The 12,302-nt window shown below is 66.3% G+C and carries 9 protein-coding genes; 5 read left to right on the top strand and 4 right to left on the bottom strand.

The annotated features are described in order from the left end of the window. Window positions 1-11: 11 nt before the first annotated feature. Window positions 12-1,514 carry a glycoside hydrolase gene (locus OLX02_RS07755; protein WP_264421700.1) on the top strand — a complete coding sequence of 501 codons (1,503 nt, stop codon included), beginning with the start codon at window positions 12-14 and terminating at the stop codon, window positions 1,512-1,514. Here the strand turns inward: OLX02_RS07755 and OLX02_RS07760 are convergent. Beyond that, window positions 1,477-2,571, bottom strand: a complete 1,095-nt coding sequence (locus OLX02_RS07760; RefSeq protein WP_264421702.1) for a glycosyltransferase family 4 protein — start codon at window positions 2,569-2,571, stop codon at window positions 1,477-1,479. The genes OLX02_RS07755 and OLX02_RS07760 overlap by 38 nt on opposite strands. A gap of 198 nt (window positions 2,572-2,769) precedes the next feature. On the opposite strand from OLX02_RS07760, the gene OLX02_RS07765 reads away from it, so the two are divergent. Then, window positions 2,770-3,828, top strand: coding sequence for an acyltransferase family protein (locus OLX02_RS07765; RefSeq protein WP_264421704.1), 1,059 nt, complete (start codon window positions 2,770-2,772; stop codon window positions 3,826-3,828). A gap of 217 nt (window positions 3,829-4,045) precedes the next feature. Beyond that, entirely contained in the window at window positions 4,046-6,502 is a 2,457-nt protein-coding gene (locus tag OLX02_RS07770) for an oligosaccharide flippase family protein (RefSeq protein WP_264421706.1), read from the top strand. Here OLX02_RS07770 and OLX02_RS07775 read toward each other — a convergent pair. Then, entirely contained in the window at window positions 6,499-7,344 is an 846-nt protein-coding gene (locus OLX02_RS07775) for a thioesterase family protein (RefSeq protein ID WP_264421708.1), read from the bottom strand. The genes OLX02_RS07770 and OLX02_RS07775 overlap by 4 nt on opposite strands. A gap of 108 nt (window positions 7,345-7,452) precedes the next feature. Here OLX02_RS07775 and OLX02_RS07780 point away from each other — a divergent pair, with 108 nt between their 5' ends. Then, window positions 7,453-8,349: an NAD(P)H-dependent flavin oxidoreductase gene (locus OLX02_RS07780; protein WP_264421710.1), complete on the top strand. Its 897-nt coding sequence runs from the start codon at window positions 7,453-7,455 to the stop codon at window positions 8,347-8,349. A gap of 7 nt (window positions 8,350-8,356) precedes the next feature. Here OLX02_RS07780 and OLX02_RS07785 read toward each other — a convergent pair whose 3' ends face one another. Next, complete coding sequence (locus OLX02_RS07785; protein WP_264421711.1) at window positions 8,357-9,406, bottom strand: NAD(P)-dependent alcohol dehydrogenase; 1,050 nt, start codon at window positions 9,404-9,406, stop codon at window positions 8,357-8,359. Between the two features lie 134 nt (window positions 9,407-9,540). On the opposite strand from OLX02_RS07785, the gene OLX02_RS07790 reads away from it, so the two are divergent. Then, complete coding sequence (locus OLX02_RS07790; RefSeq protein ID WP_264421712.1) at window positions 9,541-10,332, top strand: SDR family oxidoreductase; 792 nt, start codon at window positions 9,541-9,543, stop codon at window positions 10,330-10,332. A 36-nt stretch (window positions 10,333-10,368) separates the two neighbouring features. Here the strand turns inward: OLX02_RS07790 and OLX02_RS07795 are convergent, their stop codons facing one another. Next, window positions 10,369-12,159 carry an acyclic terpene utilization AtuA family protein gene (locus tag OLX02_RS07795; RefSeq protein WP_264421714.1) on the bottom strand — a complete coding sequence of 597 codons (1,791 nt, stop codon included), beginning with the start codon at window positions 12,157-12,159 and terminating at the stop codon, window positions 10,369-10,371. Window positions 12,160-12,302 lie beyond the last annotated feature (143 nt).

Raw genomic sequence — 12,302 nt, forward strand, 5'->3', positions numbered from 1 at the left:
GGAAGCGACCCGTGCTGCCGACCATCCATGGCCTGATTGCCGTCCTGATCGGCGCGTGGCTGCTGAGCCGGGGCGGTGTGCTGCCCGTGCTGCTCGGCACGCTGGCGGCTGGTGTGTTCGATGCTTCGGCGGCGGTGTTCCTGCCTGCGCTGGGCGGTTCATCGGTGCCGCCCTCGCGGATCATGCTGCTGTTCCTGCTGATCGCCGCCGTACGGGCCAGCGCCCGCCAGACGGGCCTGCTGGCTGACGCGATCCGCAACAACACGTTGATGCTCCTGTTTGCGCTGTGGGCGCTGATCGGCGCGTTCACGCTGCCTTACATCTTTGCCGGGCAAGTCATGGTCGTGCCGATGTCCGCACAGGACATCCGCAGCATGTTCGACGTCTTTCCCCTGCAGTTCTCGCCGCAGAACGTCACGACCTCGGTCTATATCGCGGGAACGGCGCTGACCGGGGTTGGGGCCTATGTCGCAGGCCGCACGGATGGTGATGCGCGGGCGCTAGTGCGGATTGCGGCCTGGATCGTCTGGGTGCAGGTGGCGACGGGCCTTGCCAGTGTCGCCCTGCAAGGCACCGCGTGGGACGCGGTCGCCGATTTCGTGCGCAATGGCAACTATGCCCAGCTGGACCAGTACACCGGGACATTCCGGCGCATGACGGGCATTACGCCGGAGCCCTCGGTGTTTGCGTCGTTCACGTTCGTCTGGTTCGTCGTCTGTTTCGAGGCCTGGTTGCGCGATGTGGAAAGCCGGATGGCCGGACCTGCGGCACTGGCCGCCTTCGTCGTCCTGCTGATGTCCACTTCGACCACCGCATATGGCGCGCTCGCGATCTACGCCGTCTTGATGGCAGTGCGCCTCGTCCCCACGATGCGCACACTGCGGTTCTCGAAGCTGGTGACGCTGGGAGTTGTCGCTGCGATCTTCATCGCCGCTCTTATCGCGCTGGTCATCACCGATCCCCAGCTTGCCGCCAATCTTGGCGAGGTGCTGGACCGCAACACGATCCGGAAAGCAACGTCGGATTCGGGAGCGCAACGCTCGTTCTGGGCGCGGCAGGGCATGGACCTGTTCATTTTCAGTCGCGGCCTTGGCGTGGGCGTGGGATCGTTCCGCTCGTCGGGGATGGCACAGGCGTTGCTGGGGTCCACCGGTATCGTGGGATGCCTGCTGACGGCCGGCTACGCCATCCAGCTCTATGTTACAAAGCCGGCCAAGGCCATCGCCGGCCTTCCGGCGCGCATGGCGCTTGCCCAGATCATGGTGTGGGCGGCGTTTGCTTCCCTCATCCCGCTGCTGCTCTCGTCGGCGTCGCCTGATCCGGGCGGGCTTTTTGCGGCGCTCGCGGGGTATTCGCTCGGCCTGCGCCGTCCGCCCAAGGTGCGACCGCTGCGAGTGCGCGGGCCGCGGCGCGAATGGGGCGGTGCGGCAGGCGTGGCGCCGATGGCGGCTCCGGCGGCACCGGAAAGCCCGGCAACTATGCCAGAGCCAAAAGTTCGTCCACCAGCCTGGTAGCGGCGCTGCGCCACGTGAACTTCGCGGCCTGGTCCCGGCCTTTGGCGATAAGTTCGGCACGCAAGTCTGCATCCCCGGCCAGGCGCACGATCGCGTCCGTCCATGCCGCGGGATCGGTGTGGTGGGCATAGAGCGCGGCATCCCCGCACACTTCGGGCAGGGCGCCAGCCGGTGCGACCACGGCGGGACAGCCCGCGAGCATCGCTTCCAGCGGCGGCAGACCGAAGCCTTCGGTGCTGGAAGGAAACGCAATGCACAGTGCCGCCTCGTAAAGCGCGCGCAGTTCCGCATCGGACACGCGCCCTGCGAAGATCGCGTTGGGCGGAACGGCAACGCCGGCCGCGCGGAAGCTGTCGGCGCTGGCCGAACCGAACAGCACCAGCGGGATATCCGCCAGTTCCGGTGCAGCGAAGGCGCGCAGCAACATCGCGATGTTCTTGTGGGCCTGGGTGTTCGCCAGCGACACCGCGAAGCGACCGCGCCTCAGGCCGAGCCGTGCCACGATCGCGCTGTCGGCCGTTGCTGCGCCAAGGTGGTCGATGCCGTTGAGGATGACCCCGGTCTTGTCCGCGCGCGCGATGCCGTATTGGTCGAGTTGTCCGCGTGAAAACTCAGACACCGTCAGGATGCGTTCGTGCCGGCGGCCGGCAATGGCGTGCTGGAAGCGATACCACAGGCGGAAGGGCAGGCTGTAGCTTTGCGGCGTGCTGCGGACCTGTGCGTCGTGGATCATCGTCACCGACCGGTGAGCGGCAACAACGCCGACGTTGCACAAGCTGAGAATGATCCGGTTTCCAGCCTTGATCGGCAGCGTGATCTGTTCCCACGCCCGCCCGCCAAGCGGGCCGACGATGCGAAACGGCACGCCGAGACTGCGCGCGCGTTCGGCCCCTTCGGCCGGAACCCACAGTTCCAGCGCAAGTTGCCGGGCGAGATCGCCGCGCTCGTCGATCAGGCGGTGCGCGTGCGTGATCAATTCACCGGCAACGCGATGCACCCCGGTCGCTTCAGCGATCAGGAACTTGCCGTTGATGATGATCTTCCGCGGCAAGCTCAAGTGTAGTCGCTCCGAAGCGGACCGAAACCCCAAGAACCGGCCCGGAACCTCATTGCCGCAAGTGCGAATAAGTGCAAGGGTCTCGTTCGCGGCGGGTCCGAAATTGGGCTTCTGCACTGGCGAATTTCATAACGGATGGTGGGCAACGTGAATGGGGCCGGGGTAGCGGCGACGACCGAATTGGCGGGTCGTGCTGCGGTGCAGCAAGCCCATTCTGCCGACCGACCGGCGTCGGGGCGCAAGCTCTACAATGTGCAGGCATTGCGTGCACTCGCAGCATGGGCCGTGGTCGGCCACCATCTCGTCGATGCCCTCCACAACTATATCGCCAAGGACAGGGGTCTGCCCAATCCGTCGATCGGCAGCTTCGGGGTCGAGATTTTCTTCGTCATCAGCGGTTACGTGATGATGCTGACGGCGTCGCGGCGCCGGCTGGCGCCGGGCAAGTTCTTTGTCGAGCGACTTGTCCGGATCAGCCCGCCCTACTGGCTCCTGACCATTGCCGCGTTTGGTGCGATCTATTCGGGCCTGAACATGTTCGGCCACAAGCAGGCCACGTTCGACCGGTTGTTCGCGTCGCTGCTCTACATGCCCTATTTCAATGGCGCCCAACTGGAAAGGCCGGTCGTCTTTCCGGGGTGGACGCTCAACTACGAGATGATGTTCTACGCGCTGTTCGCGCTTTGCCTGTTCATCCGGAGCGAGCGTTGGCGGATGGCGGCGATGATCGGGGCGATCACGCTGGCGGTGCTGGCACAGTTTTTCAGCACGTCGCCACTGGCCGACTATCTCGGTCGCGACATCATTGTCGGGTTCGCCTTCGGCATCCTGCTGTGGCCTTTGTCGAACAGGCTGGTCATCTCGCGGGCGGTTGCGGCCATTGCCATGTCGGCCGGATTCGCCCTGCTGATCGTGTGTGACGCGACCTGGCTGCGCGATGCCACCCATGCCGAACTGGTGGTGTCTTTTGGCGCCCTCCTGATCGTGGCCGGTGCGCTGTTTCTCGAAAAGAGCGGCCATGCGCTCCGGTCCGGCTGGGTCATCTTTCAGGGCGATGCCAGCTACGCGCTCTATCTCATTCATCCCTTTGCGCTTCAGGCGGTAGGAAAGGCATCGCTTCTGGCCGGAATCAACCAGAGCGTACCCGGCCTGATCCTTACGCTTGTGATGATGGTCGTGGCAGCGGCGCTCGCAGCGGCGGCGATGCATATCCTGTTCGAGCGGCCGGTGCATCGCATGGCGCGGAAGTTGCTCTGAGCACCCAGCTATCTTTGGTATCAAAATTTGGTTTCTTTACGTAAGTATAACTACGCATGGTCGCGGCTTTGTCGCTTGCTTACCGGAGACAAGGTGCCGCGCAGGGGAAGTCATGTGGATGACGGTTTTTTAGATTGCCTTGCCTATGCGATCCGGCATAGCGGCAGGGCGTGACGATCAACGGGATCTTGACTTGAAATTTCTTGATCCTTCCGTTGTGAGCCGGTTCGCAGGTGCGACCGGGCTGGCCGTGGCGCGGGTCACCTCCCAGGGTCTCCAATTCCTGCTGTTCCTGATGGCCGCGCGCGTGCTTTCGACCGCGGATTTCGGCCTGTTCAGCATGGCTTACGCCGTCATCCTGGGATTGACCGTGCTGGCCGAGGCCGGGTGGCGTGAATACGTGATCTGCTGCGATGATCCCGATCAGGTGCGCAATGCCAACACCGTGGCGCTGGCCAGCGGCGCGGCGATGGTCGTGGCCGGAGCGTTGGCGCTGGCGGTGGTGGAGATGACGTCCGCCGTGGGGCGCTTCGGGGCGGTGGGGCTGATGTTGTTGGCTTGGGTGTTGCTGCGCCCGCTGACCGTGGTGCAGGTGGGGGTGCTCACCCGCGCAGGCAGGCTGGGCTCGGTCGCGGCGGTGCAATGGTCCGCGGAAGTCGCCAGTTTTGCCGGTGGCGCGGCAGCGCTATACCTCGGGCAGGGCGTGCTGGCCCTCGCCTGGGGCAAGCTCGCGTTGCTCGCGGTTGAACTGACCGGATATGTCGTGTGCAATCGCGGCCTGTCGTTCCGTGTGCCGGGGCGCCGCGCGATCCGTGAAATGGTCGTGTTTTCGCGCGAGATTCTCTCCGCGCGGCTTCTGGGGTATCTTCAGGGCAACTTCACCACGCTCGCCATCGGCATCTTTGTCAACGCCAGCACCGTGGGGGTCTATCGCGCCGCAACGCGCCTGAGCGGTACCGCGCAGGAAGTCATCCGCGAGCCGGCGCGTTTCGTCGGCTGGTCGTGGTTGCGCCGGGCCAAGGATCGCGATGATGCAGGCACGGGTGATGGCACTGCGTTCCGGACAGCGTCGCTTCAGTTCCTCGAGATCGTGATCATGGTGGGCTGTGCGTTGCTCGTGCCCATGGCCTTGCTCGCCGAGCCGGTGATCCATGTCCTGCTTGGCGCCAAGTGGAACGATGCCGCAGTGCTCCTGGCCTTGCTCAGCGCCGGGGGTGTCACGCGGCTCGTATCCACGCTTTCCGATCCGGTGTTCCCTTTGCTGGGGAAGCCGCAGATCACGCGCTCTCTGGCGGTCGTAACCACGATCAGCGGGGTGGGCTGCTTCGCTCTGGCGCTGCCGTTCGGCATCGTTGCGGTGGCCATGTCGGACATCGTTGCCGGTTTGCTGGCCTGCGCGATCGTGGTCGTGTTCCTGGTGCGCGATGGCGGCTTGTCACTATCGCAGATGGCGCTTGCCGCCTGTCCGGCCCTGGCCGCGTCTTGCGGTGCCGTCGGCGCCTTTGCTGGCCTCGGGGCGCTGGGGCTGACGGCGGGCGCGCCGGGGCTTGTTTCGCTCGTCCTGCAGGCGCTGTTCGTGCTGGCCGTCTATGGCGCCTGTTTCCTGGCGGTCCGCCGGGTGGCTGTCCACCGGCATTCCGCGCCCGCGCTGAACCATGTCTGGGACGAACCTGTCCTGTCCCGGCCCCTGCATGAGGAAGCCCTGACCGTGTCCACCGCTCCCTTGCGTGTCGCTGTCGTGATCGCCAGCATCGGTCGGCCCACCGACCTTGGTCATGCGGTGCGCCGTCTGCTCGACCAGACCCTGCCGCCGTCGCGGATCATCCTGTCGGTCGTGGCGGACACGGACGTGCCCCCGGGCCTGCCACCCGTGATCGAGGTGGTTCGCGGGCCCAGGGGACTGCCTGCCCAGCGCAACACCAGCTTGCGAGCGCTTGCTGGCGAGCCCGCGATCGTGGAAGTCATCAGTGGACCCAAGGGCTCTGCCGTCCAGCGCAACACCGGACTGCTTCATCTTGCGGGGAATAGCGATGTCGTCGTCTTCGTCGATGACGATTATCTGCCCTCGCGCTTTTGCGTGGAGCGGATCGCGGCGTTCTTTGCGGCCCATCCCGATGTCGCCGGCGCCAATGGCTTCCTCATCGCCGATGGCATCAACACGCCCGGCATCGGGGTAGAGGAGGCCGAGGCCATGCTCGATGCCTACGACCGCCAACCGCGGCCCGATCCCGCGCCGCTCCGCGATCTGGAGGGGCTTTACGGCTGCAACATGGCCTATCGCACTGCGGCCACCGAAGGTGTGTGGTTCGACGAGCGCCTGCGCCTGTATGGCTGGCAGGAGGACATCGACTTTGCCGTGCAGGTCAGCCGCCGGGGACGCACGGTCATCACCAATGCCTTTGCCGGGCTGCACCGGGGCGTGAAGGGCGCGCGCACGTCAGGTGTGCGGCTTGGCTTCGCGCAGGTTGTCAACCCGATCTACCTCAACCGCAAGGGCACGATGAGCGCGGGCTTTGCCTACAAGCTCATGCTGCGCAACGTGATCGCCAACCACATCCGCACCTTGCGGCCCGAACCTTGGGTCGATCGCTGGGGGCGTGTGAAGGGCAACTGGATCGGCTTTGCCGACGCCTTGCGCGGACGCCTTGTTCCCGAGCGGATCGAGGACCTCTAGCCCGCCTCCGCTTCCACCGCAGTCACGCGCTGGGGCAGCGATTTGGAAAGGTGCCCCGGCGCCACGAAGATCGTCTGGAAGCCGCGCGCAAAGACGCCCAGTTCGTCCGCCAGGATGTTGCGCGCGGTGCCGTGGCCATTGCCGGCCATGTGGGTTTCGGCATCAAGCAGGAACCAGTCGCCCACTGGCATCCGCAGGAACTGCACCGTGATGTCGAGGTTGGCGAAACTCCATTCGCGTGCGTCGGTCGCCGCGCCATAGCCATTGCCGAAATCGGCGAAGATCGCGGCCTTGGTGAAGTTCGACGGCGCGCGGCCCGCCACGATCTCTCCGTCCATGCGCAGCCAGCACACGCCGCGCCCGACCCGGCCCGGTCCGCCCAGCACCCGCCGGGTGCGGATCGCGCCCGCCATAGCCGCGCTGGGCGGCGTGTCGTCGTTCTCGACGATGGTATCGGGCATCGGGTAGTCGTGCGGTACGGGGATCACCGGCGTTTCGGTGCGCCGCACGCGCAGCACATGGGCCTGCGCAGCGGGCCGGTCGCCGGCCAGCATGGTTATCCGGTGCAGCTTGGTCTGCCGCCCGTCGCGCAGGCAGTCGCTGCGCAAGGTCAGCGGGGCGTGCGGTACTTTGCCGAAGATATCGACCGAGAAGCGCGCGATCTCGAAATCAGCATCTAGCGCGGGATCTTCCGCACCGGTCGCCAGCAGGGCACTGACCGGTCCCCCCGCGATGGCTGCCCTGTCCCAGGGGCTGCGCGCCAGTCCTGTGGGCAGATAGACCCCGTTGTCCTCGATATAGTAGCACGGCGGAAAGCGGTGCCCGTCCTGTCCTGCGCCCATCGTGCATTCCTCCCAGCGACGTGTTGCGAGGGAATTGATTAGTCGATTGATTAAGTCCATCAAGTCCTCATGTTCGAGACTCTCACGATCCCCCTCATGTGCGCGCCGATGAGCATTGCCTCCTCGGTCGATCTCGCCACCGCCTGCAGCCGCGCCGGCATCGTCGCCGGCTGGCAGGGCGGCACCTACACCCAGATGGAGGAGTTCGAGCGCTATCTCGAAGCCCTGTCCACCGAAGCGGGCAGGGGGCCGCCCATCGTCAACCTGCCGGCGAGGATCGCCACGGAGCCGACCGGCCCGGCCAAGCTGGCCCTGCTCGAAAAGCACCGCGTGCCACTGGTGCTGTCGAGCCTTGGCGATCCCTCGCTGCTGGTGGAGCGGGTCCATGGCTGGGGCGGGCGCGTGATTCAGGACGTGACGACCATGCGCCACGCGGAAAAGGCCATTGCCGCAGGCGTCGACGGGCTGATGGTGACCTGCGCCGGGGCGGGCGGGCATACCGGATTTCTCACCCCGCTGGCTTTCGTGCCTGCCGTGCGCCGGATCTGGGACGGGCTGCTGGTGGTGGCGGGCGGCATCGCCGAGGCTGCGGGCATGGCCGGCGCGCTGGCGCTGGGCGGGGATATCGCCTGCATGGGCACGCGCTTCATCGCCACGCCGGAAAGCGGCGTGGTCGAAGGGCACCGGGGCCATATCGCACGGGCGGGTATCGACCGCATCGTGGTGTCGGCCGCGATCAACGGCGTTCCCGCCAACTGGATCAGGGATTCGCTGGCCGAGGCGGGGCTGGACGAACTCGCCATCGCCGGGGGCAAGGCCAGCCTGCCGGAAGGCGTCGTCGGCTGGCGCGACACCTTCAGTGCGGGCCAGAGCGTGGGCCTGATCGACCGGACCGAGCCTGTGGCCGACCTGGTCGCGCGTTTCACTGCGGAGTTCGCCGCGCATGTGCCGGACGCGCGCTGGCGCGCCCGGCTGGCGGCGATCGAGCAGGGCTGGACCGCCTGAGGTGGCGTCAGGCCGGGGGCAGCGTCGCCATGTCGATGACGAAGCGGTACTTCACGTCTGCGCGCTCCATTCGCTCGAACGCATGATTGATCTCGTCCATGCGGATCACTTCGATTTCGGGCAGAACATCGTGGGCCGCGCAGAAATCGAGCATTTCCTGCGTTTCCGGGATGCCGGCGACGCCCGATCCGGTCACTGCGCGCCGGCCGCCCAGCAGCAGGCCGGTATGCAACTCGGGCATCATGTCGATCATGCCGACGATGCACAGCGTGCCGTTGCGGTCCAGCAGGTACAGGTAGGGGGCGACGTCATGCCGCACGGGCACGGTGTCGAGCACGAAGTCGAAGCTGCGGCTGGCGGCGCGCATCGCGGCCTTGTCGCTCGACAGCAGCACCGCGTCGGCACCCAGCTTCTGCGCATCGGCTACCTTGCCGGGCGATCCGGTGATCATGGTCACGTGCGCGCCCAGCGCCTTGGCGAACTTGACGCCGAGATGGCCCAGCCCGCCCAGCCCGATCACCGCGACGCGCGTGCCGGGGCCGACCTTGAAGTGGCGCAGCGGCGACCACGTCGTGGCACCGGCGCAGAGCAGCGGTGCGGCGGCGGCCATGTCCAGCCCGTCCGGGACGCGCAGGACATAGGGTTCCGCGACGACGATCGCTGCCGAATAGCCGCCCTGGGTCGGGCTGCCGTCGATCCGGTCCTTGCCGTTGTAGGTGCCGGTGTTGCCGACACTGCAATACTGCTCGTCGCCGTGCGTGCAGGCATCGCAGTGGCGGCACGAATCGATCACGGTGCCCACTGCCACGCGGTCGCCCGGCGCGAATTTGGTCACGCCAGCGCCCACCGCCTGCACGACGCCGGTGATCTCGTGCCCAGGCACCACGGGGTAGTTCGTGCGGCCCCAGTCGTTGCGTGCGGTGTGCAGGTCCGAATGGCACACCCCGCAATGCGTGATCGCGATGGCGACGTCCTCGTCGCGCAGCGCACGGCGTTCGATGGTCAGCGGGGCGATCCCCGAATCCGGCGCGGTCGCACCCCAGGCAGCAGTCGGCATCGTCTTTCTCCCGAAGGACGCGCTGCATCGGCGCGCCGCTTGTCTGTCAAACTTATAACGCATTTCGGTTTTGACCATCCCCAACGATGGCTTGCCGCAATTCCGCAGGATCAATCACAGGAGAGGAAAAGAGCATGAAGATCGACAATACCATTGCCGCGGTGGTCACCGGCGGTTCTTCGGGGTTGGGGCGCGCCAGCGCCGAGGCACTCGCCGCAGCCGGCGCGAAAGTGACCATTTTCGACATCAACGAGGAATGGGGCCAGAAGGTCGCCGCCGAGATCGGCGCGCTGTTCGTGAAGGTCGACATCACCAGCGAGGAATCGGTGATCGCCGGGTTCGAGGCGGCGCGCGCGGCGCATGGCCAGGAACGCGTGCTGGTGCATTGCGCGGCGACGATGAAGGGCGGCAAGACGCTGGCGTGGGATCGCGAGAAGGGAGCCTACAAGCGCTTCTCGACCGACGATTACACCTATTCCGCGCATGGCGTGCTGATCGCCAGCTATCGCCTCGCCTCGCTGTCGGCGCTGGGCATGGCCGGCCTTGAGCCGCTGGAGGACGGCGAACGCGGCGTCATCACGCTGACCGCTTCGGTCGCCGCGCAGGACGCGCAGATCGGCCAGATCGCCTATGGTTCGCTGAAGGCGGGCGTGAACGGGCTGGTCTTGCCGATGGCGCGCGACCTGATGGACCTGGGCATCCGCGTCAATTCGATCATGCCGGGCATCTTCGCCACTCCGCCGATGCTGGCGGTGAAGGACCGCGCGCCGGCGATCTTCGAAGGGCTGGAACGCTCGGTGCCGTTCCCGAAGCGCCTCGGCAAGCCCGCAGAGTTCGGCAGCCTCGTGCTGGAACTGGTGCGCAACGGCTATTTCAATGGCCAGAACCTGCGCCTCGACGGCGCGATCCGGATGCCGCCGAAGTAAGTGAGGGGGGCGGCCGCACGGGCCGCCCCTTTTTTCTCAGGCCACCATGTGCGCCGGCACCTTCACCGGCATGTCGAGCAATTGCTGTGCCTTGCCCTTGGCGAGCGGATCGAGCCGCAGCGACGCGAATTGCCCGCCGCCCAGCGCATCAAGGAAGTGCAGGTTGACCGCGTTCAGCCCCGGCAGGTCATAGCGCAGCACCGCCGGGTGCGCGCCGCCCTCGAACTCGTGCGCGAACCAGCTCAGCATCGCCTCGGGCGAAAGCGCCGCGCGGATCCACGGCAGCGCCTCCGGCTTGCGCGCGATCACGCCGATGTTGAAGGCATCGCCCTTGTCGCCGCTTCGGCCCCACGCCACCGAAACCAGCGGCACTTCGACCAGTTCGCCGTCCGCGACCGGCTCTGCAGGCGCGGCGGGGCGCACGATTGCGGCGGGATCGAACACCTTGGCCGGGACCGGCTCGGTGATGGTTTCCACCTTGCTGCCCAGCGTGATCGTGGCCGGCACCTGATCGCGCGGAATGGCGACCGAGAACACGCGGCTGACCGAAGTGACCTGCGCCCGCGCGCCGAACCAGCCTGCGGTGCCAACCGACATCGAGGTGGTCGGGCTGTCGAACTCGCGCAGGAACGGCTTGAACGCATCGGCATCGTCGTGCTCGGCTGCCAGCTTGTAGACCACTTCGCGCGTGTCCATGCCGCGGGCGTGCGCGCCGTAGCTCGATTCCGCGCCGATCAGTTCGATGCGCGAAGTGCGATAGGGCCCCATGTTGCGGTCGCGCAGCATCCGGTTGCAGCGCGCCAGCACGGCCTCGGCCTGGCGCTGCGCCTTCTTTGCGGCGTCGCGCCCCACGATGGTCATGAAGCCCATGCAGCGGAAGCCGTCCTCCCACGTGACGCAGACCTTGTACTTGCCGGTGGGCGCGCGGCCGATCGATCCGGTCACGCGCACGCGGTTTTCGCCGACCTGCTCCAGCTGGACCTCCGTGAAATCGCAGGCCACGTCGGGCAGCAGGTAGGCCTGCGGGTCGCCCACTTCGTAGAGGATCTGCTCGGCCACCACAGCCTTGTTGACGAGGCCGCCGCTGCCTTCGGGCTTGGTGACCACGAAGCTGCCGTCGGCCTGGCACTCGACGATCGGATAGCCGATGTTTTCCCAGTCCGGCACCGCTTCCCAGTCGGTGAACAGCCCGCCCGATCCTTGCGCGCCGCATTCGATCACATGGCCCGCGAGCGAGGCTTGGCTGAGCTTGTCGTAATCCTCGGCCTTCCAGCCGAATTCGTGGATGCAGATGCCCAGCGTGAGCGCCGAATCGACGCAGCGGCCGGTGATGACCATGTCCGCGCCCATCGCCAGCGCATGCGCGATCGGGCCGCCGCCGAGGTAGGCATTGGCGGTGACGATCTTGTCACGTGGGGGGAAGGGGGCGTGGGTGAACATCTCGGTCTGGTCCGCGATTTCGTCCAGTCGGCCAAGGAGGTCATCGCCTTCGACATAGGCGATCCTGAAATCGTAGCCGGCTTCCGCAGCGATCGCCTGCATCCGTTCAACGCAGGCCTTGGGGTTCACGCCGCCCGCGTTGGTGACGATCTTCGTGCCCGTAGCCTTGAGCGCAGCGAGATTGTCCTTCCACACCCATTCGGTGAAGTCGGCCGCATAGCCGAGGTCGGCGCGGTGGCGCTTCATGCTGCCCAGCGCCGACATCGTCGCTTCGGCCAGGTAATCGAGAATCAGGTAGTCCACGCCGGCGTTGATCAGCTGCGTCGGCGCGACGCTCGAATCCCCGTAAAAGGCGCAGGCGCCGCCGATCCGCACAGTCTTGGCCACAGGCAATCCTCTCATTCGTTGTTTAACTGGAGAATTAACGCACTGGCCGGTGCTGGCAACCCGCTTGTGCACCTTCATTTCCCGGCTTGCCTTGGGCCTCCATCCGGTCCAGTTTAATGGGGCGATTAAATAATCGACGGCGC

Origin of the sequence: Novosphingobium sp. KCTC 2891 (assembly GCF_025938155.1) — a bacterium.
GTDB lineage: Bacteria > Pseudomonadota > Alphaproteobacteria > Sphingomonadales > Sphingomonadaceae > Novosphingobium.